General features: G+C 65.0%; 26 protein-coding genes. 14 read left to right on the forward strand and 12 right to left on the reverse strand.

Translation table 11 applies throughout. The annotated features are described in order from the left end of the window. Positions 1 to 21: 21 nt before the first annotated feature. Positions 22 to 1,200: a zinc-dependent alcohol dehydrogenase gene (locus DFR67_RS07815; protein WP_110468942.1), complete on the forward strand. Its 1,179-nt coding sequence runs from the start codon at positions 22 to 24 to the stop codon at positions 1,198 to 1,200. A 21-nt stretch (positions 1,201 to 1,221) separates the two neighbouring features. On the opposite strand, the gene DFR67_RS07820 is transcribed toward DFR67_RS07815, so the two are convergent. Then, entirely contained in the window at positions 1,222 to 1,641 is a 420-nt protein-coding gene (locus DFR67_RS07820) for a ChaB family protein (protein ID WP_110468943.1), read from the reverse strand. A gap of 128 nt (positions 1,642 to 1,769) precedes the next feature. Between DFR67_RS07820 and DFR67_RS07825 the strand changes: the two genes are divergently transcribed. Genes DFR67_RS07825 through DFR67_RS07835 form a run of 3 tightly spaced genes read left to right on the forward strand, consistent with a single transcriptional unit; the run spans position 1,770 to position 4,055 of the window. Further along, positions 1,770 to 2,618 (forward strand): SDR family oxidoreductase, encoded by an 849-nt coding sequence (locus DFR67_RS07825; RefSeq protein ID WP_110468945.1) that lies wholly within the window; start codon positions 1,770 to 1,772, stop codon positions 2,616 to 2,618. A 44-nt stretch (positions 2,619 to 2,662) separates the two neighbouring features. Beyond that, positions 2,663 to 3,322, forward strand: coding sequence for an HhH-GDP family DNA glycosylase (locus DFR67_RS07830; protein ID WP_110468946.1), 660 nt, complete (start codon positions 2,663 to 2,665; stop codon positions 3,320 to 3,322). A gap of 10 nt (positions 3,323 to 3,332) precedes the next feature. Beyond that, entirely contained in the window at positions 3,333 to 4,055 is a 723-nt protein-coding gene (locus DFR67_RS07835) for a Clp protease N-terminal domain-containing protein (protein WP_110468948.1), read from the forward strand. Positions 4,056 to 4,074: 19 nt separating this feature from the next. Here the strand turns inward: DFR67_RS07835 and DFR67_RS07840 are convergent, their stop codons facing one another. After that, positions 4,075 to 4,656, reverse strand: coding sequence for a TetR/AcrR family transcriptional regulator (locus tag DFR67_RS07840; protein WP_110468949.1), 582 nt, complete (start codon positions 4,654 to 4,656; stop codon positions 4,075 to 4,077). 107 nt (positions 4,657 to 4,763) lie between these two features. On the opposite strand from DFR67_RS07840, the gene DFR67_RS07845 reads away from it, so the two are divergent. Further along, entirely contained in the window at positions 4,764 to 5,540 is a 777-nt protein-coding gene (locus tag DFR67_RS07845; protein ID WP_110468951.1) for an SDR family oxidoreductase, read from the forward strand. 21 nt (positions 5,541 to 5,561) lie between these two features. Beyond that, on the forward strand, positions 5,562 to 5,963 hold the full coding sequence (locus tag DFR67_RS07850) for a GlcG/HbpS family heme-binding protein (RefSeq protein WP_110468952.1): 402 nt from the start codon (positions 5,562 to 5,564) through the stop codon (positions 5,961 to 5,963). A 115-nt stretch (positions 5,964 to 6,078) separates the two neighbouring features. On the opposite strand, the gene DFR67_RS07855 is transcribed toward DFR67_RS07850, so the two are convergent. Genes DFR67_RS07855 through DFR67_RS07870 form a run of 4 tightly spaced genes read right to left on the reverse strand, consistent with a single transcriptional unit; the run spans position 6,079 to position 9,208 of the window. Then, entirely contained in the window at positions 6,079 to 6,585 is a 507-nt protein-coding gene (locus DFR67_RS07855) for a hypothetical protein (protein ID WP_245937810.1), read from the reverse strand. Beyond that, complete coding sequence (locus tag DFR67_RS07860; protein WP_110468954.1) at positions 6,582 to 7,517, reverse strand: DMT family protein; 936 nt, start codon at positions 7,515 to 7,517, stop codon at positions 6,582 to 6,584. Before DFR67_RS07860 ends, DFR67_RS07855 begins: the two co-directional genes overlap by 4 nt. Before the next feature lie 7 nt (positions 7,518 to 7,524). Continuing rightward, a complete protein-coding gene (gene serS / locus DFR67_RS07865; RefSeq protein WP_110468955.1) occupies positions 7,525 to 8,781 on the reverse strand; it encodes a serine--tRNA ligase in 1,257 nt (418 codons plus the stop codon). A 10-nt stretch (positions 8,782 to 8,791) separates the two neighbouring features. Continuing rightward, entirely contained in the window at positions 8,792 to 9,208 is a 417-nt protein-coding gene (locus DFR67_RS07870; protein ID WP_110468957.1) for an ankyrin repeat domain-containing protein, read from the reverse strand. A gap of 103 nt (positions 9,209 to 9,311) precedes the next feature. Here DFR67_RS07870 and DFR67_RS07875 point away from each other — a divergent pair, with 103 nt between their 5' ends. Beyond that, complete coding sequence (locus DFR67_RS07875) at positions 9,312 to 10,409, forward strand: septum formation family protein (RefSeq protein ID WP_110468959.1); 1,098 nt, start codon at positions 9,312 to 9,314, stop codon at positions 10,407 to 10,409. Positions 10,410 to 10,412: 3 nt separating this feature from the next. Then, on the forward strand, positions 10,413 to 10,763 hold the full coding sequence (locus tag DFR67_RS07880) for a metallopeptidase family protein (RefSeq protein WP_110468960.1): 351 nt from the start codon (positions 10,413 to 10,415) through the stop codon (positions 10,761 to 10,763). 89 nt (positions 10,764 to 10,852) lie between these two features. Here DFR67_RS07880 and DFR67_RS07885 read toward each other — a convergent pair whose 3' ends face one another. Both DFR67_RS07885 and pheA read right to left on the reverse strand, forming a co-directional pair. Next, complete coding sequence (locus tag DFR67_RS07885; RefSeq protein WP_110468962.1) at positions 10,853 to 11,515, reverse strand: histidine phosphatase family protein; 663 nt, start codon at positions 11,513 to 11,515, stop codon at positions 10,853 to 10,855. Further along, positions 11,512 to 12,432, reverse strand: a complete 921-nt coding sequence (pheA, locus tag DFR67_RS07890; RefSeq protein WP_110468963.1) for a prephenate dehydratase — start codon at positions 12,430 to 12,432, stop codon at positions 11,512 to 11,514. The genes DFR67_RS07885 and pheA overlap by 4 nt, the downstream gene beginning before the upstream one ends. A 109-nt stretch (positions 12,433 to 12,541) precedes the next feature. Here pheA and DFR67_RS07895 point away from each other — a divergent pair, with 109 nt between their 5' ends. Genes DFR67_RS07895 through DFR67_RS07905 form a run of 3 tightly spaced genes read left to right on the forward strand, consistent with a single transcriptional unit; the run spans position 12,542 to position 15,544 of the window. Then, a complete protein-coding gene (locus DFR67_RS07895) occupies positions 12,542 to 13,306 on the forward strand; it encodes a DUF2470 domain-containing protein (protein WP_110468964.1) in 765 nt (254 codons plus the stop codon). Positions 13,307 to 13,342: 36 nt separating this feature from the next. Then, a complete protein-coding gene (locus tag DFR67_RS07900; protein ID WP_110468966.1) occupies positions 13,343 to 14,149 on the forward strand; it encodes a CPBP family intramembrane glutamic endopeptidase in 807 nt (268 codons plus the stop codon). Positions 14,150 to 14,179: 30 nt separating this feature from the next. After that, entirely contained in the window at positions 14,180 to 15,544 is a 1,365-nt protein-coding gene (locus DFR67_RS07905) for an LCP family protein (protein ID WP_170135202.1), read from the forward strand. Positions 15,545 to 15,548: 4 nt separating this feature from the next. Here DFR67_RS07905 and DFR67_RS07910 read toward each other — a convergent pair whose 3' ends face one another. From DFR67_RS07910 to DFR67_RS07920, 3 genes are read right to left on the reverse strand one after another with little or no spacing between them, the layout of a single operon-like run. After that, complete coding sequence (locus DFR67_RS07910) at positions 15,549 to 16,256, reverse strand: YoaK family protein (RefSeq protein WP_245937811.1); 708 nt, start codon at positions 16,254 to 16,256, stop codon at positions 15,549 to 15,551. Beyond that, a complete protein-coding gene (locus DFR67_RS07915) occupies positions 16,253 to 16,681 on the reverse strand; it encodes a hypothetical protein (protein WP_110468968.1) in 429 nt (142 codons plus the stop codon). The genes DFR67_RS07910 and DFR67_RS07915 overlap by 4 nt, the downstream gene beginning before the upstream one ends. Continuing rightward, positions 16,642 to 17,142, reverse strand: a complete 501-nt coding sequence (locus DFR67_RS07920) for a dihydrodipicolinate synthase family protein (protein ID WP_146240400.1) — start codon at positions 17,140 to 17,142, stop codon at positions 16,642 to 16,644. Before DFR67_RS07920 ends, DFR67_RS07915 begins: the two co-directional genes overlap by 40 nt. Positions 17,143 to 17,181: 39 nt before the next feature. Between DFR67_RS07920 and DFR67_RS07925 the strand changes: the two genes are divergently transcribed. Then, positions 17,182 to 17,925 (forward strand): GntR family transcriptional regulator, encoded by a 744-nt coding sequence (locus DFR67_RS07925; RefSeq protein ID WP_110468971.1) that lies wholly within the window; start codon positions 17,182 to 17,184, stop codon positions 17,923 to 17,925. Between the two features lie 11 nt (positions 17,926 to 17,936). Here the strand turns inward: DFR67_RS07925 and DFR67_RS07930 are convergent, their stop codons facing one another. Beyond that, a complete protein-coding gene (locus DFR67_RS07930; RefSeq protein WP_110468973.1) occupies positions 17,937 to 19,724 on the reverse strand; it encodes a gamma-glutamyltransferase family protein in 1,788 nt (595 codons plus the stop codon). A gap of 304 nt (positions 19,725 to 20,028) precedes the next feature. On the opposite strand from DFR67_RS07930, the gene DFR67_RS07935 reads away from it, so the two are divergent. Beyond that, on the forward strand, positions 20,029 to 20,442 hold the full coding sequence (locus DFR67_RS07935; protein ID WP_110468975.1) for a hypothetical protein: 414 nt from the start codon (positions 20,029 to 20,031) through the stop codon (positions 20,440 to 20,442). A gap of 141 nt (positions 20,443 to 20,583) precedes the next feature. Continuing rightward, positions 20,584 to 22,014: an APC family permease gene (locus DFR67_RS07940; RefSeq protein ID WP_110468976.1), complete on the forward strand. Its 1,431-nt coding sequence runs from the start codon at positions 20,584 to 20,586 to the stop codon at positions 22,012 to 22,014. The last annotated feature ends 64 nt before the right edge of the window (positions 22,015 to 22,078 follow it).

Consider the following 22,078-nt stretch of genomic DNA (forward strand, 5'->3'; position numbering starts at 1 on the left):
CCCACGTGGAAGGGACGCAGAATGCGAGCACTTACCTGGCAGGGAAAGCGTGACGTCAGGGTCGAGACCGTACCCGATCCTAAGATCCAAGAACCCACAGACGCCATCATCGAGGTCACCACGACCAACATCTGTGGCTCCGATCTCCATCTGTACGAGGTCTTCGGGCCCTTCATGAGCCCCGGCGACATCCTCGGCCACGAACCGATGGGAAGAGTCGTCGAGGTCGGGTCGGCCATCAAAAATCTATCGGTCGGCGACCGGGTGGTCATACCGTTCCAGATCGCCTGCGGCACTTGTCACATGTGCCAACATCAACTGCCCACCCAGTGCGAGACGACGCAGGTGCAGTCCGAGCACAGAGGCGCGGCCCTGTTCGGGTATTCACAGCTGTACGGTCAGGTCCCCGGCGGACAAGCCGGTCTGCTGCGAGTACCTCACGCCGACTTCACCCATATCAAAGTCCCTGAGGGACCTAACGATTCGCGGTTCGTGTATCTCTCCGATGTCTTGCCCACTGCATGGCAGGCGGTGCAGTACGCGGACATCCCGGACGGCGGTTCGGTGACCGTACTCGGGCTCGGCCCGATCGGTGACATGGCAGCCCGTATCGCAGCCCATCAGGGATATCAGGTGACCGCCGTCGATCTCGTCCCGGAACGACTCGAACGTGCCCGCGCCCGAGGCATCGACACCATCGACCTCACGGAGAACGAGGACATCGGCGCAATCATGCGCGACCGCACCGAAGGCCGCGGACCCGACTCCGTCATCGACGCGGTCGGCACCGAGGCGCACGGATCCGCGGGCGCCAAGGTGGTGCAGGCAATGGCCGGGTTGCTACCCGACGCACTGGCCCAGCCGGTGTTCAAGTCGGCGGGGGTCGACCGGCTCAGCGCCCTCTACACCGCCCTCGACACGGTTCGGCGTGGCGGCACCGTGTCGCTGAGCGGTGTGTACGCCGGCGATATGGATCCCATGCCCATGGGCACCATGTTCGACAAGCAGATCCGGCTGCACATGGGGCAGGCCAACGTGAAGCGGTGGGCCGACGACATCATGCCGCTGCTGACCGACTCCGACCCCTTGGGCGTCGATACGTTCGCCACCCACGAGATGTCGCTCGAAGAGGCTCCACACGGCTACGACATCTTCCAGAAGAAGCAGGACGGCGCGGTGAAGATCCTGCTCCACCCCTGACCCCTCAGCCGCCCGCAACCCTCAGCGGTTGCGGGCGGTTTTCTTGCGGTTCGCCTTCTTGATCGCGGTCACCAGCTCCTTCTTCTTCATATCCGACCGGCCTTTGACGTCGAGGCGGCGGGCAACGTCGAGCAGGTGCTTCTTGCTGGCATTGGCGTCGACGCCCTCGGCGCTCTTGCCCTTTGCATCGGGCCCACCGCTCTTCGCCCGCTCGTCGGACGGACCGCGTTTGTCCTTGGGCTCCCAGTGATCGCCGACCTTTTCAAAGCTGTGTTTCAGGGCGGCGAAGGCGACCCGATGGGCGCGCTTGGTGTCGTTGTACTCGTCCATTGCCGAGTCGTACGTCTTCGTGAAGGTGCGCTGCGCCTTCTTCTTCGACTTCAGCAGGGTGCTCGGCAGTTCGCTCTTCTTCGGTGCACCTGACTTGGTGGTCTTCGGCATGTTGTTCCCTCCTGCTCGCTTACGGGTAGTGCCTCGGCTTGTTTACCCCATTGCCCGCCGCACCAACCAGATGTTTGTCGCCTGTCGTCACGCGGGTACCAGTACATAAACAGTCGATCGGAGGAAGAATGAGCGAACACAAGGCGGAGACCATCGAATACCCCGGGCGCACAGGCGATATGGCCGAGAAGCCGAATGATGAGATGCGGTCGTACCGGGGTCGCGATCTACTCCTGGACAAGCGTGCACTGATCACCGGCGGCGACTCGGGCATCGGACGAGCGGTCGCTGTCGCGTTCGCCAAAGAGGGCGCGGATGTCGCGATCGCGTACCTGTCGGAATCCGACGACGCCGAACACACCAAGAAGATGGTGGAGGAGCAGGGTCGCAGGTGCTTCACCTACGCCGGCGACCTGGGAGATCCGGAACACTGCCGCGACGTGGTGGACAGGGCTGCCTCCGATCTCGGTGGACTGGAGCTGTTGGTCAACAATGTGGCCTACCAACAACCGGTCGACGATTTCGCCGAGATCTCGCCCGAGCAGTGGCGACGTACGTTCAGCGTGAACATCGACAGCTTCTATCACGTCACCCACGCGGCCTTGCAGTACCTCGGACGCGGCGCAGCGATCGTCAACACCGGTTCGATCAACGGTCTCCGCGGGAACAAGTCGTTGATCGACTACTCGGCTACCAAGGGCGCTGTCACCGCATTGACGTACGCGCTCGCCCAGAACCTCCTCGACCGTGGAATCCGCGTGAATTGCGTTGCCCCCGGACCGGTCTGGACACCACTGATCCCTGCGACCATGCCCGCGGAAAAGGTTGCCGAATTCGGCGAGCAGGTGCCCTACGGCCGCGCGGCGCAACCGGACGAGATCGCCCCGTCGTACGTGTTCTTCGCCTCCGACATCATGTCGTCGTACTACAGCGGTGAAGTGCTCGCACCGATCGGCGGCGAGACGTTGCCCGGCTGACCTGGCCAGACAAGAGGCACCTTCAGACCGCCGAAAGGAAGACCGTGAGTACCGAGAAACACAGATCTGTGGTCGCAGAACTCGACAAGCGGGCCGGCCGGACATACGCCGACGAGGCCGGGATCACGTTGCGAGACACTCCGGTACCGCTGTTCGAACTCCTCGTGCTGTCGATGCTGTTGAGCGCAAGGATTTCTGCAGAGATCGCCGTCGGCACTGCTCGAGAACTCTTCGACGCAGGGCTGCGCAACCCAAAGGCAGTGTTGGATGCAGACCGGTCGACAATTATTGCGGCCCTCGGTCGTGGTCACTATGCCCGTTACGACGAGAGCACGGCAACCCGCCTCAACGAGGGCTCGCAGCTGTTGATCGACACCTACAACGGAGATCTGCGCAACCTCGCGTCGGAGGCCGACGGCGATACGCACAAGGCGCACCGACTCCTGCAAGAGTTCAAAGGCATTGGGCCAGTGGGGGCTGACATCTTCTTGCGCGAGGTGCAAGACGTGTGGCCCTGGGTGGCACCGTTCTACGACTCCAAATCCATCGACTCCGCGAAGGACCTGGGGCTACCCGAGAACCCCCTACAACTCGCCGACCTGGCACCCGGGTCCAATGCAACGTTCGCTGCTTCACTCATTCGCGCCTCCCTGGACAACGAGCTCGTCAACCTTGGGTTGACGAGAGGCGATTCGTCAACCTAGTGTTGACGACATGACCACTCCTACACCCATCAAGCACGTCCGCCTCGACGACCTGATCGAGGCCATCACCACCGTGCACAGCGATGCCCTCGAACAGCTGTCCACCGCAGTACTCACCGCCGATCATCTCGGCGACATCGCCGATCACCTGATCGGGCACTTCGTCGACCAGGCACGACGGTCCGGTGCGTCCTGGACCGACATCGGCGCGAGCATGGGCGTGAGCAAGCAGGCTGCGCAGAAACGCTTCGTTCCCAAGCCCGCGTCCACACCAGCCCTCGACTCCAGCCAGGGGTTCAACCGGTTCACTGCGCGTGCCCGGAACGTCGTCGTGGCGTCTCAGGAACAATCGCGCACCGCCGGCCACGCTCAGATCACCACGGGCCACCTGACTCAGGGCCTCGTCGATGACCCCGACTCCACCGCCGCGGCAATCATTCTCGGGCTGGACGTATCGCTCGACGCCGTCCGCGCCGCGGCGGAAGGCACACTCCCCGAACAGTCATCGGACTTACCGGCCCTCATACCCTTCGACACTTCAGCAAAAAAGGTCCTCGAGCTGACCTTCCGAGAAGCCCTGCGCCTGGGCGCCGACAACGTCGGGACCGAACACATCCTGCTCGCACTGCTGGAGCACGAGAACGGCGCCGGTCCGCTGACCGGACTCGGGATGTCAAAGGGCACTGCCGAGGCACACCTGGCGACCCTGCCGCCTTCGCAGGGATCCCACTGAGCCAGCGGCCAGTACGCCGTCAGTTTCCGCGGGCCGATGCGGTCTGCCGTGCGACCTCCACGAGGGCTTCGACGGAAGCCACCATCAGCGCTCGATGCGTTCGCAACCGACTCTTGGACCACGGCGACTGGGAAGCGTGTGAGCGCAGCGCAGGCGATGCCGCGGGCCAGGCAGTGACCAATCCGAGCAATAGGGCCAAGACGTCGGCCCCACTTCGGTCGTACTTCTCGTTGAGCCCCACGACCTTCGGCTCGTAAGTTTGGAACTCTGCGTCGGTGGCGTCGGGACGCTCGAGGCCCGCCCACGTGATCAGACGCAACACGGCCGGCGTGGCCATCAGATAGTCGAACAATGCACCGGCATAACCGGGTAGGTCGTCTGCAGTGAACGGTACGTCCTCTGACATGGCAGACAGGGTTCGTGCCACCACGAGATCGAACAATTCTTCCTTTGGCCCGAAGTGGACATAGATCGAGCGCTTGTTCACCTTTGCGCGGTCGGCGATTCGATCGATACGAGCACCGGCCAGCCCGAACTCCGAGAACTCGTCACCAGCAGCGAGGAGGATCCTTCGCTTGGTATCGGTGGCATCAGGCGGCATACCTCTCAGAATACAACGTAACTATCCGGTTATTGACAGCTCGGATCGGGAGTGCCACACTTCGGTAGGTAAGCATCCAGATAGTTACCTACAACGAATGAGGACATATGCCCCAAAGGATCTTGATCACCGGCGCCTCCAGCGGTTTCGGACGCGGAACCGCCCTCGAACTGGCTCGCCAGGGCCATGACGTGATAGCCACCGGCGAAACGTGGCCTCAGGTGCGGAGCCTGCGCGCGGACGCTCGAGACGCGGGCGTCACGCTCGAGGTCATCAAACTCAATTTGCTCGACAGCATCGATCTCGACCACGCGGGATCATTTGATGTCGATGTGCTGGTACTCAACGCCGGCGTGATGGAAGGAGGTGCAGTCGTTGACATCCCGCTTCAGCGGGTCCGTGAATCCTTCGACATCAACGTCTTCGGGCATTTGCAGCTTGTCCAGGCCATCGTGCCGAAGATGATTGCCCGCAAGAGCGGAAAGATCGTGTGGACTTCGTCGATGGGCGGCATCCTTGTCGTTCCATTCTTGGGTGCGTACTGCGCCACCAAGCACGCCATCGAAGCCCTTGCCGGATCCATGAAGGCCGAGCTCGAACAGTTCGGCATCAAGGTTGCCACCGTCAATCCCGGCGTCTTCGGGACCGGATTCAACGACACCGGCGCCGAGAGCTACGTGCAGTGGTACGACCCCGAGACCGCTCAGGTCCCCATGCCCGACTTCGGTCCGTCCCTGGCCGACCAGTACGACCCTGCGGAGATGATCGATGCCATGGTCGAGATCATCCCCGCTGACGACCATCTCTACCGAACAATGCGGCCGCTTGCCACGGTCGACGCCGCGAAGGACTGGCAGAACACCGAGTGGACTCAAAAAGCCTGAATCAGAAGGGAGTACAAGAAGATGTCACATCCCACCATCACTCTGGACAACGCGCGGAAGGCCATCGCCCAAGGACAGACCAAAGCCGATGAACTCGGGCTGCGGGCGGTATTCGCCGTCCTGGACGCCGGCGCGAACCTCGTCGCCTTCGACCGCATGGACGGCGCATGGCTGGCATCAAACGATCTCGCCATCACCAAAGCTCGGACTTCGGTCATGTTCGAAGCACCGAGCGAAGCTCTGAACATGCCACTCAAGCTCGACGAACCAGTCCCACACTTCGACCACACCAACGGTGGCCTGCTCCTCATGGGCGGCGGCGTCCCGATCTTCGACAACACCGGGACCCTGATCGGCGCGATCGGAGCATCTGGCGGCACACCAGAGCAAGACGCCGAGATGGCCCGGGCTGCCATCAACTGACCTCGGCCCGCGGAGTTGCCGGCGAACACCGTTCCCTCGGAGTTCCTACCCCGGATCTGCGAGGGAACGGGCGCCCGGCAAAGTTGCTGGTGGCCAGCTGAAATCGACCTGAAGATCAGGGGTTCTTTGCGTCGGTGATCGCAGCCCTGATCGCCTCCGCGCACTCGGCGCCCGCCGGTTCCGTCCCGAGCCCGATGTAGAAGGTGCCGGACTTTCCGTGGTCGCCCGGGAAGCCGCCCAGCGTGAAGCCTGCGTCCTCCACGGCGGAGAAGGTGTTCTCCAGCGCGCTCCCGACCCTGATGGTCGCGTGCGCGATCGGCAGCGACAGCGCCGATGTGCCGCGCTTCTCACCGGAGGTCACGATGATCACGTGGCTGGTGTGCAACACCACCAGCACGTCGTGTTCCTTGTCGCGGTCGGTCCGATTCGCCTTGAAGCCGAGCAATTTACCGAGCATCGACTGGGATGGCAGGTTCACACTGTGGGTCAGCCAGGCCGGCATGTCGTCCGTGAGCACCAGCTGCCTGCTCTCGGCGTGCTCTGCCAGTGCCTGCGTCATGGGCATCGACAGTTCCTTGAACCGGACCATCCTGGTCGATCGTTCGTACATCGGAACGTTCATGCTGTTGTCTTCTTCCCGCCGTCGGCAACCTTGTCGTGCCCACCTGCTTCTGCCTGCGCGCTGGCCTCCACTGCTCCGGACCAGGCCACCGCGATCGCGCCTGCGACCGCAAAAACGAAGCCTAGTACGGCCAGCCAGGTGCGACCCGGCAGCGCGTTGTCACCGAGCCAGATGATGCCAACCAAACCCGGCACCACAGTCTCCCCGACCACCAGCGCAGCGGTCGCACCGTTCACCGAACCCAGTTGCAGCGCAACGGTATGGAGGTAGAAGCCACCGATGCCCGAGATCACCAGGGCATACGCGGCGGGGTCGGCCAGGATCTGTGCGACGTCGAAATCGGTGATCCCGTGCATGACCCGGACCGAGATCGCGACCGCGCCGAACATGGCGCCTGCGCACAGCCCGGCCGCGATCGCCGCCCGCGACCCCAGCCACTGGATGAGACCGATCGACAGCGCCAGCAGTGCCAGCGTGACCAGGAGCAAAGCCCAGTGGAACCAGTCGGCGTCGTGCCCGGTCCCTTCAGAGTCGGCCGAGATCCCCAGTGCGAAAAGGGCTATCACCACCACGGCGATCGCCAACCAGTCGCGGCGGTGGAGGTTGATGCCGAGGACGAAGATTCCCAGGATCGCGGTGATGATGAGGTTCGCACTGACGATCGTCTGGGACAGGAAGAGCGGGATGAGCCGAGCCGAGACCGCACTCCCGGCAAAACCGACCACGTCGAGCATCGTGCCGATGATGAAGGCTGCCGTGAGCGCCGCCGCGATCGTCGACTTCATCGTCGGAGCGCCGGTCTCGGTCTCGAATCCTGCCTCGCCCCGCTCGGCCGCCGCCTGCTTGGACTTTCGCGCGCCGTAAGCCTGCATCACAGACGAGACGCCGTACGCCACACACGCAAAGAGCGCGGCGAGGATACCGATGATCATGAGGGGATTATGTCGGTGTCAGAACATCTGTGCCGACGAACGGCACCAACGCCGCCGGAACCCGCACACTGCCGTCGGGCTGCTGATGGTTCTCCAGGATGGCGACGATCCACCGCGTGGTGGCCAGGGTGCCATTGAGGGTGGCCGCGACCTGCGGCTTTCCGTTCTCGCCCCGATACCGGACCTGCAACCGGCGTGCCTGGTAGGTGGTGCAATTGGACGTCGACGTCAGCTCGCGATAGGTGTTCTGGGTGGGAACCCAGGCCTCGCAATCGAACTTGCGGGCCGCAGATGATCCGAGATCGCCACCGGCGACATCGATCACCCGGTAGGGCACGTCGATCGCGGCCAGCATCTCTTTCTGCCAGCCGAGCAGTTTCTCGTGCTCCGCCTCGGCGTCTTCCGGTCGGCAGTAGATGAATCCCTCGACCTTGTCGAACTGGTGGACCCGGATGATTCCCCGAGTGTCTTTGCCATAGCTGCCCGCTTCTCGGCGGAAACAGCTCGACCAGCCCGCATACCGTTTGGGTCCTGCAGACAGGTCCAGGATCTCGTTCATGTGATAGCCGGCCATCGGTACCTCGGAGGTCCCCACGAGGAACAGGTCGTCATCCGGCAGGTGGTAGACCTCTGCCGCATGGGCGCCCAGGAATCCGGTGCCCTCCATGACCTCTCGGCGCACGAGCACCGGGGGAATCATGACCGTGAATCCGTTGGCGGTCGCCTTCTGCGCAGCGAGCTGCAGGAGCCCGAGTTGGAGCATGGCGCCGGCTCCGGTGAGGAAGTAGAACCTCGACCCCGACACCTTCGCACCGCGCTCCATGTCCAGCAGTCCTAGGCTCTCGCCGAGTTCGAGGTGGTCCTTCGGATTCTCGATGTCGGCCGGTTCGCCGATGGTCTCGAGCAGGTTGAAGTCCTGCTCACCGCCGGCGGGCGCCTGTGGCGCCACGATGTTGTTGATCGCCCGGTGCGCCGCGTTCATCTGCTCGTCGGCAGCCGACTCACGCGCGTTCGCGGCCTTGACCTGGTCAGAGAGCTCCTTGCCCTTCGCTAGGAGGGCCTGCTTCTCATCGGCCGGGGCCTTACCGATCAGTTTGCCGAGATCTTTTTGTTGCGACCTCAGTTGATCGGCCTCCACGATCGCGGCGCGACGGACGGAGTCTGCTTCGAGCAGCACATCCACCAACGCGGGGTCCTCGCCGCGGGTCCGCTGAGACGAGCGGACCAGATCAGGGTCATCACGCAAAATCTTCAGGTCGATCACGGAAGAAACCCTACTTGTCTAGCAAACCCAGGTAGTCCTCGCGCCCGAACATCGACGCCGCATCACGCGCCGTCGGGTGACCGGCGTCGGGATCCGCGCCCGCCGCGATGAGCGCCGCCACCACGTCGTCGTGCGACTTGAACACCGCGCCCGCCAGTGGGGTCTGGCCCTTGTCGTTGGGCCGGTTGACGTCGGCACCCAGCTCGATCAGCCCCGACACCACCGGCGCGTGACCGTGGTAGGCCGAGAGCATCAGGATGGTGTCGCCCGCCTGATTGGTCAGATTTGCCGGCACGCCGGCCTTCACATAGTCGATCAGCGCCGAGTCCCCGGCGCGGGCCATCTCGAACATCCGGCCCGCGAGTTCTGCGACATCCTCGCCAGGGGTGTTCGTCTCTGGGATCTCGCCTGTGCCGTCGACTGCCATGGTCCGACGATAACGCCGAGCGCCGACTGATACGAGTGTCGACTGGAGGACACGTGGGGCCATCTCGCCATCGGGGCGCGGTGCCAGGGCATTATGGAGGCCGATGGTTGACAGTGGAGGACAGCGAAAACGCCTGGCCGTGGCGGCAGCGCAGCACCCGGTGCGCGTGTTGCTCGCCGCGGTGCTGGTGGGCGCGGTGATCTGCGCCGGAGTGGTCGCACTCGTCGGAGGCTTCAACGACGCCGGGACGGTCAAAGGCGATGAGATCGGCGACGCCAAGGCGTCGGCCAAGTCCACGCCGTTCACCGAATCCGCGGCGGGCGATTGTCTCACCTGGCCCGAAGAACTCCCGGCGAGTCAATCGTTGGTCGACTGCACCCAAGAGCACATGTTCGAGGTGGCCGGCGCGCTCGACACCGCGGCGTACCCGGGCGTCCAGTTCGGCGAGGACGCACCCTGGCCCGGGCCGCAGCAGTTCACGACCATCCGGGACGAGCACTGCCCCGCGGTGGTCAGCAGCTACCTCGGCGGCAAGCTCGACCCGGCCGGCCGGTTCTCGATCGGGTTGATGTACCCCTCCGCCGAACAGTGGGCAGACGGTGAGCGCACCCTGCGATGCGGCCTGCAGCTGTCCGGCACCACCGGCACGTTGAAGCCCTTCCTCGGTCACGTCCGCGACCAGGACCAATCCCAGCAGTGGCCTTCGGGGACCTGTATCGGGATCGACCTGGAAACCCGTAAGCCGACCGACCCGGTCGATTGCACCGAACCGCACTCGTTCCAGGTGACCGCGGTCATCGACCTCGGCCTCAAGTACGGACCTGCGGGTTCGCCCTGGCCGAACGTCGAGGAGCAGAACACCTACCTGCAGTCGACCTGCCCCGGCGTCACCGACCAGTTCCTCGGCGGCAACGACAAACTGGCGCAGACCACGCTCAACCTGCAGTGGTCGACCCTGACCGAGCCGAGTTGGCTCGCCGGAAGCCGAAAAGTGGTGTGCTACATCGGCCTTCCTGATCAGGGTGGGTTCGCGACGCTCGTCGGCGACGCGAAGGGGAACCTGCTGATCAACGGCGTCGTACCCACCCCACCGCCGGCCGAGCCGCCGGGCAGGCTCAATCCGACCCCGGTACCGCTTCCGCCCGGCGTCGAGCCCAATCCCCTCGAGACGCCGGCCCCCGCCGGCGGCGGTGGAGGCTGATCGATGCCGGTTGCCATGTCGGACACCGCGTTCGACGAGCTGGTCTCCGACGCGCTCGACACCATCCCCGAAGAGCTCGCCGCGGCGATGAACAACGTCGTGATCCTGGTGGAACCCCACAACGAGGAGGAGCCCGATCTACTCGGGCTCTACTTCGGCATCGCGCTGACCGAACGCGACAGCCACTACGGCGGCACGTTGCCCGACACCATCACGATCTACCGCGAACCGATCCTCGACATGTGCGACGACGAAGAGCAGGTGGTCTCGGAGGTGGCGATCACCGTGGTGCACGAGATCGCACACCACTTCGGGATCTCCGACGACTGGTTGCACGCAAACGGCTGGGGCTGAGCTCGCAAACGCTCCACAAATATAAAGGCGCTCCACATATTTGTGGCGCGTCTTTGTATTTGTGGAGCGTTTGTGGGGAGGAGCGGGGCTCAGCCCATCGGATCGCGGGCGAACTCCGGCTCGTCGTCGGTGTGGAACGGGGGCAGCTCATTGCCCCAGCGACGGCAGGTCCAGCCGTCGGGGGTGCGGGTGAGCTCGATGGAACCGGTGTTCTTCAGATGATGGGCCAGCGCGAATTCCGCGGGCATCCCGACCAGGCGCGCCGCAATCAGTCTGATCGCGGCGCCATGGCTGACCAGGTGCACGTCGCGGGCGTCCGGACCCGCCAGGTGTTTCTCCGCGATCGCGTCGATCACCGGCAGATAGCGGGCATAGACGTCGTCGAGCGACTCGCCACCCGGTATCCGCACCGCGGTGTCACCGGAGAACCAACTGCGGACCGTGGTCGAGAAGATCTCGTGGGCACCTTCGGAGGTCTGGTCCTCCAAGTCGCCCACCTGCACCTCGAACAGCCCATCCCGCACCTCGTTGGTCACGCCCCACACGGATCCGATGAGTTCTGCGGTCTGCTGCGCCCGGCGCGCCGCCGACGAGATGAGGATCGGGGTGCCGGCGTCGGGACGCTCGAGAGCGTAACGTGCGGCCTGTCGCGCCCCGAAGTCGGTGAGTCCGGCACCCGGCAATGCCGTATCCAGACGCTGCAACACATTCGACGTCGTCTCACCGTGTCGTACCAAGTGCAGTGTGCTCATCGGTCTTTCCCCAACCGGATCGATTCGAGCCACTTGTCGGACTCGTCATGGCGGGGCGGCGGGGTCCCGTTCGGGCGAGCCGATGGCCACGACCCCAGAAAGTGCATCGCGGTGGCACGACGGTGCAGGGCGCCGAGCGCCTCGGCGATGGGCGGATCGTCGAGGTGGCCGACGACGTCGAGGTTGAAGAAGAACCCGCCGGCACGCCGGGGGCGGGACTCGATTCGCGTGAGATCGATGTTGCGCGTGGCGAATTCGTACATCGCCGACATCAGCGATCCCGGGATGTTGGGCAGGTCCAACGTGACCGAGGTGCGATCCTGACCCGTACGGGGTGGGACCGGTCCCGGACTGCCGACGAGCACGAAGCGGGTGTTGGCGTCGGATGCATCGGCGAGACCTGTTGCCAGCTCCTGCAAATCGTACAAACGAGCCGCCAATGCCGTGGTCAGAGCTGCGTCGGCGCGGCCGGCCGCCACGTCCTGAGCGGCCGCGGCATTGGAGGCGCTGGTGATGACCTGCGCGTCCGGATAGCGCCCCTCGAGCGTCTCGCGGACCTGGGCCGAGGCCACCGGATACGCCGCGATGGTCGCGATGTCGGACGCCTCGATCTGCTCACGGGCAGCAAGGGTGAATGCGATGTCCAGGACGGTCTCCGCGAAGATCTGCACTCGAGACCCCTTGATCAAGGCATCCAGTGTCGCAGGCACCGACCCCTCGATGGAGCTCTCGATCGGCACGCATCCGTAGTCGGCGCGACCCTCGCGGACAAGGGTCAAGGTCGCGGCAGGACTGCTGGCACTGATCCGCTCGACGGCGCCCTGATCGGTCAGCCACGAGTTCTGGGTCAGCAACTGATCGAGCGCCATCTCGGTGAACGTTCCGGATGGTCCGAAGTAGGCGATGGCAGGCACCATCCGAGATTACGGCAGCGACCGATGTCGGTTCGAGGGTTGCCAACTCACCGCCGAGAGGTTTAGGTTAGGGTTACCTACAAAGGCTCCCCTAACCACCGCGAGGACCGAGATGCAGAAAACCGCGATCGATCGACCGTCCGACGCCGAGTCGGTTCGCACCGCCTGCATGCGGGTGACCGATGCGATGCTCGCCATCGAAGGCAGCGAACCCTCACCGGTGACCATGGTGCATCTGTATGACTCGCAGGCGTTCGTGCTCGTGCCCACCGACAGCGTGGCCAGCGCACTGGCGTGGCAGGCCGGATCGAGCGGCCTGCCTGCGATGGTCGAGGTCACCGACGTGGCACCCATCGATCTGCGCGAACAGGTCCGCTCACTGATCTGGCTCAACGGCACCCTGCATTCGGTCCCGTCGGATCTCGAACGCGACCTCGCCTGCGAGATCGCCACCGATCATCCGTGCCCCGGCCTGCTCGACATCGGCCACGGTTACTCCCTGCTCCGCCTGGGTCTGACCTCGGCGGTTCTGGCGAACAGCGGTGGCGCAGCGTCGGTCAGTTCGGGTGAACTCGCCGAGGCCGTACCGGATCCCTTCTGGGAATTCGAGGCCGACTGGGTCGCCCACATGGATTCCGATCACGCGGACCTGATCACCGCACTGAGCAACCGGCTGCCCACCGAACTCCGCGACGGCCGGGTTCGGCCGCTCGGTATCGATCGCTTCGGTATCCGCTTCCGGATCGAGGGTCCCGAGAGCGACTCCGACGTGCGACTGCCGTTCCCGCGGCCCGTCGGCGACGTCATGGAATTGTCGAAGGCGCTCCGTACCCTGGCAGGTTGCCCGTTCCTGAACAGCCTCCCCGGTCACAGCTGAGAACGGTCCACATACTCGATCAGTAACCTCTGACGGGTGAACCTGCGCCCGTGGTTACAGCCGACTCGTCCGGCGCAGATCGAGGTCGTCACCGATCGGGTGGGACGCCGCGCCATCGGTGTCGAGATCGCGATCGTCCTGACCCTCACGTTCGGCCTCTCGGCCGCGTCGTCCCTGCTCTCGATCATCGAGGACCTGTTGTCCGCGGAGGGGCTCGCGGGCGCCAGCGTCGCCCTGAACTCGAGCTCGTCCGACCTGGGCCTCATCGACTTCTTCCAGCAGTTGCTCTCTGCCACCAAACTTTTCGCTGTCGCGGCACTGGCGATCTACCTGATCTGGCGCGCGGGGGTTCCACTGGCCCGCATCGGTTTCCCGAAACTCAGGGCCAAGTTCGACATCGGTCTGGGCGTCGGTCTCGCCGCGCTCATCGGCATCCCCGGGCTCGGTCTCTATCTGGTGGCCCGCGCCCTCGACCTCAACGTCCAGGTATTGCCGTCGAACCTCGACGAGACGTTCTGGCGTCTTCCGATGCTCGTGTTCTCTGCGATCGCCAACTCTGCTGCCGAAGAGTTCTTGGTCGTCGCCTACCTCATCACCCGGCTACGGCAGCTCGGCTGGAGCGAGAATCGCAGTCTGCTGTTCTCGGCGGTCCTGCGCGGCAGTTACCACCTGTACCAGGGATTCGGCGGCGGCCTCGGCAACATCATCATGGGCCTGGTCTACGGCAGGGTCTTCCAGCGCACCGGCCGGATATGGCCGCTGGTCATCGGACATGCGCTCATCGACACCGTCGCCTTCGTCGGCTTCGCGCTCCTGAGGGACCATCTCAGCTGGCTTCGCTAAAGTCTGTGCAATGACAACTGGGGAGATGCGATGAGCGACCGGGAAGAGCCGTTCATCCGCCGCCCCCGTCAGGGGCCGCCGCAACAGGGGCCGCCGCAACAGGGATCGCCGCAACAGGGGCCGCCGCGACACGGTCGTCGGCCCCAGCAGAACCCACAGCAACCGTACCGGCCGTATCCCCCGCAACAGGGGCGTTCGGCGGGCCCGCCCCCTCCGATGACCCGCAGAGGAGCGCCGCCGGGTCAGCCCGGCTATCAGTCCCCGCGCGCCTGGTCACAGTCCGATGCACCGGAAACCCGCACCGGCCGGCCACCGCAGCAGGCGCCGCGGCAGAGTCCGCCGCCGCCGATCGTCGCCTACAACCGGCCCCGCCCTCCCGAACCGCCGCGGGATCGACCGCCCCGGCCCGCTGATCGCTTCGCATCGCCTCCCCCCTCTCGAACGCGGCGCAGACGCCGCATCCCGATCCTGCGCACTGTCCTGATCCTGCTGCTGGTGATGGTGCTCGGCACCGTCGGCCTGTTCGTGTACTTCGACACCAAGCTGAACCGGGTCGACGCGCTGTCCAACTACGAGGGACGAGTCGCCGGAACCCCAGGCACAAATTGGCTGTTGGTCGGTTCCGACTCGCGAGCCGACCTCAGTGCGGAAGAACGCGCTGCGCTGGCCACCGGAGACAGCGAGGGTTCGCGGACCGACACCATCATGCTCGTCCACTTCGGGTCGGGCGGTAAACCGATGATCATCTCGATCCCCCGCGACCTCTTCGTCGACGTCCCCGGCAATGGTGCGCACAAGATCAACGCCGCCTTCAGCATCGGCGGACCGGAGCTGCTGGTGCAGACGATCGAGACGAATACCGGTGTGCACATCGACCACTACGCCGAGATCGGATTCGGCGGCTTCGACAAACTCGTCGACGCCGTCGGCGGCATCGAGATGTGCCTCGATGCACCCATCAACGATCCGCTCGCCGGCATCGACCTGCAAGCCGGATGCCAGACGCTGAACGGTAAAGAAGCTCTCGGCTTCGTCCGTACCCGAGCCTTCGCGAATGCCGACCTCGATCGGGTGGTGAATCAGCGTAAGTTCATGGCCGCGCTCATGCAGAAGGCCACCAGCTTCTCGACGATCTTGAACCCATTCCGGTTCTGGCCGTTGGTCAGCGGGACCGTGGGGTCGCTCACCGTCGACAACGGTGATCACATCTGGCATCTGGCGCGGCTCGCCTGGGCCCTGCGTAGCGACCCCGTCACGGTCACCACCCCCAATGGGGGTTCGGTTTTCACCGACGACGGCGACTCACTTGCCTGGGGTGACAACACCACTGCGTTCTTCGCCGCGATCGCCGACGGCAAGGAAGTACCGCCGGAGCTCATTCAAACCGGCGGCTGACTTCTCACGCGTCGGTCGCTGCGGTTCGCACGTACCGGTGGCCGGCCATCGTCACCACCAGCGACATCACGGCGGCCAGGGTCAGCGTCACCGCGACGCCCCCTGCGGACAGGATCAGCGCGCCGAGCACAGCGCCGAGAAAGATCGTGGCGATCGCCCCGAGTCTGCGATTCCACAGGGCCTCTCGCCCACCCCGCGTCCAGGTCTCTGCGGCCAGCGACGTCAAAGTCGAGGTGACCACCACCGTCGTCATGTCGGCGATCGCCACCTTGCGTGCGACGCACGCCTGAACGCCCATAGCGGCGGCAGTGGCGGCAGCGACCGCGATCTGGGCGCCCCCGCCTGTGACATCTGTCAGCGCAGCGGCCAGGGCCGCGCCGAACAGAATCGCCGAGCCCAGCGCCAGACACCAGGTCACTGCAGTCGTCCACCCTTGTGCTCTGGTGCGCAACACCATTCCCGCGACGAACGCTCCGACGACGAACGTCCCGAGCGCCACCGCCGGCCCCAGGACAGGCAGTTCATCAGCGCCCGCGACACCCATTCCGAGGATGACGATGTTGCCGGTCATGTTCCCGACGAATACCCGATCGAGGCCGAGGAAGCCGACCGCGTCGACCACACCCGTGACAAAGGTCAACGCGAGCATCAAGAGCAGTCCGCGCTTCTGGACGCTCTGGCGGAGGGCAACTCCGGGTGCCGGCTTTGTCATGCTGCCTCGAATCCGAGTCGTTCGCTGTGTTCGTTCAGCGCAGGGTCGTAGGGCGTGGCCGGCGGCCTGACCGTGCAGCTCTCGATCACTCCCTGTCTGCGCCAGTGCTCTTTGCGGATCCCGATACTGGTGCCGGCCTGGGTTTCGAACGCGATCAGCGCCGACACCGCGGCGATGGCATCCTGCGCGCGGAGCGGGTCCCCCGCGCTCAAGAGGTTCATGGCGTCGACGATCGCCTCCGGGCGTGAGATCCCCGCGGCGGCCCACTGCGCACCAGCCAGGTGATCGTCGACCAACCCGATGCCCCCGCCTCCTGCCATGATCGTCACCGGTATCTCGCTGCGGAGCCGCCGGATCCGCGAAAAGGTCGGTGGCGCCTCCGATTTCACCGCCCATACCGTCTGGTCCAGACCCTCGAGCGCCACCAGCAGATCCTCGATAACGTGTGGACCCCGGTGGCCGATGGCAGGTCCTGGACCAGCACAGGCAGCCCGCTCCGGGCATGAGCCCGCAGAACAGATCGACGGAGCGTCTGCGGATCGGGCGATGACACAGGGACCATGACCGCGGTGATCAAACTCCCGAACGCATTCGAGAGCGTCGTGATCTCGTCGAGTGCGACCTGTTCGTCGAGTGACATCACCGCGGCGACGACAGGGGCATCGCCGGACTCCTCGAGCACCGCCTCGACGACCGACATCTTCTCTGCAGCGGACAACGCCGCCGGCTCCCCGATCACGCCCAGTGCGATCGAACCCGTACAACCTCTACCGAGCAGCTCACGGGTGACCGCTCGGACCGACCGCTGACAGACCTCGCTCCCGTCGCTCGTGAACGGTGTGGGCACCATCCCCCACACGGCGGCGGTGTACTCAGTAGCATTCATCTGGATCCAATCTTTGTAGATACCCGCGGAAGGAACTCGATGACAGACGGCCCCGATGGGCACCGACTTCGCGGCACGGGCGGCGCGGATCCGGTCGGCACCACGTCGCCGCTGGTGCAGCAGCTCGCCGACACCATCGCAGAACGGATCAGCCGCGGTGACTACAACTTCGGCACCTGGATCCGACAGGAATCGCTCGCCAAGGAACTCGGAGTCAGCAGGATGCCGATCCGCGAGGCCCTCGGGCAGCTGCAGGCCCTCGGGATCGTCGAGATGGTGCCGAACCGTGGGGCGCGCCCGCGGCAGCCGTCCCTGCGAGAGCTGACCGAGGTCTTCGAGGTCCGGGCCCTGCTGGAAGGTCACGCAGCGCATGAGGCGGCCCGCCTCATCACCCACGCGCAACTGCAGGTCCTCTACGCGACGGTCGAAGATTTCCGGGGGATCGTGGCCGATGCGCTCACCGGCGAGTTCGAGCCCGCCGAACTGCGTCGCCGCTGGGTGCAGGCCAATTCGACTTTCCACGACACCATTCTCGAGGCGGGCGGCAACACCCAGCTGCGGGCGACCGTGTCCTCGCTCCACCACCGGATCCCGCGGAACCTCACCTGGACGGCCCTGGACGCCGATCCCCGCCTCCTCGCCGAGAACGCGGACGCACACGAGGCGATCGCCAAGGCCATCGACCGTCGGGACGGCGAAGCCGCGCGAGCGCAGATGATCGAGCATTCTCGCCGGGCCCGGGAGTTGATCACCAGCCGGTCGCAGGACTCGTTCGCGCCCTGACGGACACGACGTCATCGGCCTACCGCATAACCCTGCGCTCCGCGGGGGTTGGCCGCCGCGCCCAGGACGCCCGTCGCCGGGTCGCGGGTGACCGCGCTCAGACGTCCGAGTGCCCAGTCACCCGCCCTGGTCACCCGATGTCCGCGAGCGATCAGCTCGTCGATCACACTGTCGCCCAACCTGTTTTCGACCACGGCTCCCGCCGGCTCCCAGGCGCGCGGCCAGAAGGATCCCGGCATCGACGTCGTGTGCAGTGTCGGTGCGTCGATCGCCTGCTGGGGCGTGTAGCCGCCGACGACGGTTCGCAGAAGGTAGCTCAACTGCCACTGGTCCTGCTGATCGCCACCCGGAGTACCCAGCGCCGCGATCGCCCAGCCATCGCGCATGAGCATCGTCGGCGTCAGTGTGGTCCGGGGCCTCATGCCGGGGCGTAACGCAGACGGGCTCGCCGGGTCGAGCCAGGTCATCTGCAGCCGGGTCCCGAGCGCGAACCCGAGTTCGGGAATCGTCGGTGACGACTGCAACCAACCACCAGAAGGTGTGGCCGACACGGCGTTTCCCCACCGATCGATGACGTCGATGTGGCAGGTGTCGCCCCGCGTCTCACCGGTCACCGTGACGGTCGGTTCGCCGGTGGCACCCGACGCTGCACCCGATGCGGTCTCGACGAGGGGAGGAAGGAAGGGGTCGATGGCGCACACACCCGGCCGGAACTCGGCGGACGCACGCTCTCCGATCTCCTTCCGGCGGATCGACGCGTACTCCCGGGACAGCAGCGTCTCCAGATGCTCCCGATCCAGCCCGTCGCCGTAGTAGGCGTCTCGGTCGGCCAACGCGAGTTTGAGCGCCTCCAGGACGTTATGGGCGCCGATCGCCGTCGACGGGTCGATCTCGGTGTCACCGAACTCGTCGAGGATGGCGAGGGCCTGCAGCAGCACCGGGCCCTGGCCCCAGGGGCCGGATTTCAGGACCGTGACACCGCGGAAGTCGAACTCGACAGGCTCCTCCCAGGATGCGCTGAACGCGGCCATATCTGACTTGCGGAGCACGCCGCGATGGTCCCGTCCGTCCGAATGTCGGTGTGGCCTTCGCACGAACTCGTCGATCTCGCCTGCGACCGAACCCGAGCACCACTCCGTACGAGCTGCATCGATACGTTCGTACCGCGACCGGTGACCGCGACCGGCGCTCACCAGCCGTCGCAGTGTGGCGGCGTAGGCCGGATTCCGGAACAAGCTGCCGGACCGGGGAATACGGCCGTCGGGCATCCACAACGCCGCCGAGGTGGGCCAGTGCTCGAAGAACAGGTCTGCGACGGTGCCGATCACCGCGGCCACCCGATCCGAGAGTACGTGGCCGTTGTCGGCGTATCCGATCGCGTACTCGAGCACGTCTGCCGGCTCCCACGTGCCGTGATCGCGCAGCATCAACAGCCAGGCATCCACAGCTCCCGGCACTGCCGCCGCCAGCGCACCCGCAGCCGGGACCAGATCCAATCCCAGCCTCCGCATATGGGTGATCGAGGCTGCAGCCGGCGCCGGACCTTGGCCCATCAGCACAACCGGGGGTTTTCCCACCGGCGAGGCGATGGCCACCAGATCGCCGCCGGGGCCGTTCAGATGCGGTTCCACCACGTGCAGCACAAAGGCGGCAGCCGTCGCCGCGTCGAATGCGTTGCCACCCCGTTCGAGAACCGACTGCGCCGTCCCTGATGCCAGCCAGTGGGTCGACGCAGACATTCCGAAGGTGCCGGTGAGGTCCGGCCTGGTCTGGAACTCGGCGGGGGCGGCGAACGACATGGTTCTCCTCGTGTCGGCGGAATGATTGGATCCTATTTGGCCAAAGATACCGCATTTCGCGAGACACATCGGCGGAAGGGTGGCGGTGCGATGTGTCCCGCTCTGCAGAAAGGAGGCAGGCATCAGCTGATGTAACACCATAGAAACATCATCTAGCAGGGGCTTTGGCGAGATGAGGGGTTGACGCCGCCGAACGTCGGTGGCATCGTCTCAACTGCATCCTGAATCATTTTCTGGGATCCAACTACGAAACAGGCCGGTATCGGCGAGACTGAAGCCGGTACCCACACCCAAGGAGCGACTCATGACAGACACCCCGGCATATTCCGGCGAGGCCATCCCTCCCACGCCCGGAGACACACTCGTCTTCGAGAACGATCGTGTACGTGTCTGGTCGATGACCCTGGAGCCCGGCGGGATGTTCGATTTCCACCAGCACCATCACGATCACGTGGTCATCTGGCCGGACGCCGGCGACGTACAGGGTCAAGAACTCGGTGACGCTGAGTGGGGCATCGCCCAGCACGCCGATCCGGGCTTCGTGCTGTACAAGACCGTTGGATCCTCGAAACCGCTGCACCCACACCGCATTCGTAACCTCGGCGGTGAAAAGGTCACCCACTTCATCATCGAACTCCTCGAGACCTCGCCCAGTGCAGTCGAGCTTCCCTGGCAGCACAACGATCGCGGTTCGTTCACGACCCCCGACGGTCGCTGACACCGCTGCGCCCCACCCCGCACATCGAGCCGCCACCGGCTCCCCCACCTCACCGAACTCTTCGGCACCATCGCGGCGACGCGACCTGCGTGGTCACCCCACGCCCTCGACAAGATCCATCACACCTCTCAGGAGATCGACATGGCCGTCCCGAACGACGAGCTCATCAGCACCACCGAGACAGATCACCTCAAACGAAACACCATCGGCGTGGCCGGCATGGTGTTCATGGTCGTCGCAGCGACCGCACCCCTGACCGCCATGGCCTCGAACCTGTCGATCGGCCTCGCATTCGGGGTCGGCGAAGGACTGGTCGGGCTGCTGCTCCTGGTGGGCATACTTCTTGCGGTGTTCACCGCCGGCTACGTGGTCCTGAGCCGTCGTGTCATCAACGCCGGCGCCTACTACGCCTTCATCGGCTACGGACTCGGCAAGGCGTCAGGATCTGCCTCGGCATTCGTCGCCACCATCGCATACAACCTCGCAGCCGCTGGAATGATCGCCGCAACAGGCTATTTCACCGACATCGCCGTCAGCTCGATGTTCGATATCGACCTTCCCTGGTACGTGTACGGAGCTCTGGCGCTGGTCGTGACAGCAGCCCTCGGCTTCATCGGGGTCGAGATCACGAAGAGGGTCACCTCCATCGTGTCGATCGCCCAGTTCGTCATCATCATCTGGTTGGGTATCGCCATAGTCGTGCAGCGGCCCGAAGGGTTCTCCATGGACGTATTCGCGCCGGATCGGATGTTCGAGGGCAACCTGGCACTCTCGCTGGTCTTCTGTGTGCTGTCGTTCGCGGGTTTCGAGGCCACCGCCATCTACGGTGAAGAGGCGCGGGCGGCGCGGCGCAGCATCAAGGTCGCGACCTATTGCGCACTGGCCCTTCTCGTCCTGATCTTCATGGGCTCGACCTGGTCGATCGTCGCCGCATTCTCCGATGTGCAAGCAGTCGCCGCACAAGACCCAGGTGGGCTGATCTTCGCAACCGCCGATCTCTATCTCGGCGGTTGGTCCGAACAGATGTTGAGCCTGCTGGTGGCATTCAGCTTTCTCGCCGCGGCCGTCGCGTTCCACAACATGGCGGCCCGATACATGTTCGCGCTCGGTCGCTCCCGGCTGCTTCCCCATCGCCTCGCGGACGTCAATCCACGTTTCGGAACTCCCCAGGTCTCCGGGGCGATTCAGATCGCCATCTCGCTCATCGTGCTGGTCCCGTTCGTGATCGCCGAGTCGGACCCGATCATCAACCTGTTCCCCGCGGTCTCGGGCATCACCTCCCTCTCGATCCTCGGCCTCATGATCGGGTGCAGCCTCAGTGTTGTGGTCGCCTCATACCGGGGGCTCCTCGAGGGCGAATCGATGTGGTCGTCGCGAATCGCCCCGGCATTGTCCGGCGTACTCCTCGCCGCCATCGGCGTCATCGTGGTGATCAACTACCAGGATGTGACCGGGAGTTCGTCGTGGGTCGTCGCCGCGATGCCCGCACTACCCGTTCTCGGTGCGATCTACGGCGCGGTCATCTATCGCCGCGGGCGAGGTCAGGACCTCGAGAAGCATCTCGCCGACTGAGGACGACACACGAACGACGATGGGGACGCCTGGACCGGGCGCCCCCATCGTTGTGTGAATGCTC

This window comes from Williamsia limnetica (assembly GCF_003217475.1).
Taxonomy (GTDB): Bacteria; Actinomycetota; Actinomycetes; order Mycobacteriales; family Mycobacteriaceae; genus Williamsia; species Williamsia limnetica.

Coding starts and splice junctions, on each gene's coding strand:
- DFR67_RS07815 (WP_110468942.1), top strand. CDS start 22: ATGCGAGCACTTACCTGGCAGGGAAAGCGTGACGTCAGGGTCGAGACC.
- DFR67_RS07820 (WP_110468943.1), bottom strand. CDS start 1,641: ATGCCGAAGACCACCAAGTCAGGTGCACCGAAGAAGAGCGAACTGCCG.
- DFR67_RS07825 (WP_110468945.1), top strand. CDS start 1,770: ATGAGCGAACACAAGGCGGAGACCATCGAATACCCCGGGCGCACAGGC.
- DFR67_RS07835 (WP_110468948.1), top strand. CDS start 3,333: ATGACCACTCCTACACCCATCAAGCACGTCCGCCTCGACGACCTGATC.
- DFR67_RS07840 (WP_110468949.1), bottom strand. CDS start 4,656: ATGCCGCCTGATGCCACCGATACCAAGCGAAGGATCCTCCTCGCTGCT.
- DFR67_RS07845 (WP_110468951.1), top strand. CDS start 4,764: ATGCCCCAAAGGATCTTGATCACCGGCGCCTCCAGCGGTTTCGGACGC.
- DFR67_RS07850 (WP_110468952.1), top strand. CDS start 5,562: ATGTCACATCCCACCATCACTCTGGACAACGCGCGGAAGGCCATCGCC.
- DFR67_RS07855 (WP_245937810.1), bottom strand. CDS start 6,585: ATGAACGTTCCGATGTACGAACGATCGACCAGGATGGTCCGGTTCAAG.
- DFR67_RS07860 (WP_110468954.1), bottom strand. CDS start 7,517: ATGATCATCGGTATCCTCGCCGCGCTCTTTGCGTGTGTGGCGTACGGC.
- DFR67_RS07870 (WP_110468957.1), bottom strand. CDS start 9,208: ATGGCAGTCGACGGCACAGGCGAGATCCCAGAGACGAACACCCCTGGC.
- DFR67_RS07875 (WP_110468959.1), top strand. CDS start 9,312: ATGGTTGACAGTGGAGGACAGCGAAAACGCCTGGCCGTGGCGGCAGCG.
- DFR67_RS07880 (WP_110468960.1), top strand. CDS start 10,413: ATGCCGGTTGCCATGTCGGACACCGCGTTCGACGAGCTGGTCTCCGAC.
- DFR67_RS07885 (WP_110468962.1), bottom strand. CDS start 11,515: ATGAGCACACTGCACTTGGTACGACACGGTGAGACGACGTCGAATGTG.
- pheA (WP_110468963.1), bottom strand. CDS start 12,432: ATGGTGCCTGCCATCGCCTACTTCGGACCATCCGGAACGTTCACCGAG.
- DFR67_RS07895 (WP_110468964.1), top strand. CDS start 12,542: ATGCAGAAAACCGCGATCGATCGACCGTCCGACGCCGAGTCGGTTCGC.
- DFR67_RS07905 (WP_170135202.1), top strand. CDS start 14,180: ATGAGCGACCGGGAAGAGCCGTTCATCCGCCGCCCCCGTCAGGGGCCG.
- DFR67_RS07910 (WP_245937811.1), bottom strand. CDS start 16,256: ATGACAAAGCCGGCACCCGGAGTTGCCCTCCGCCAGAGCGTCCAGAAG.
- DFR67_RS07920 (WP_146240400.1), bottom strand. CDS start 17,142: ATGAATGCTACTGAGTACACCGCCGCCGTGTGGGGGATGGTGCCCACA.
- DFR67_RS07925 (WP_110468971.1), top strand. CDS start 17,182: ATGACAGACGGCCCCGATGGGCACCGACTTCGCGGCACGGGCGGCGCG.
- DFR67_RS07930 (WP_110468973.1), bottom strand. CDS start 19,724: ATGTCGTTCGCCGCCCCCGCCGAGTTCCAGACCAGGCCGGACCTCACC.
- DFR67_RS07935 (WP_110468975.1), top strand. CDS start 20,029: ATGACAGACACCCCGGCATATTCCGGCGAGGCCATCCCTCCCACGCCC.
- DFR67_RS07940 (WP_110468976.1), top strand. CDS start 20,584: ATGGCCGTCCCGAACGACGAGCTCATCAGCACCACCGAGACAGATCAC.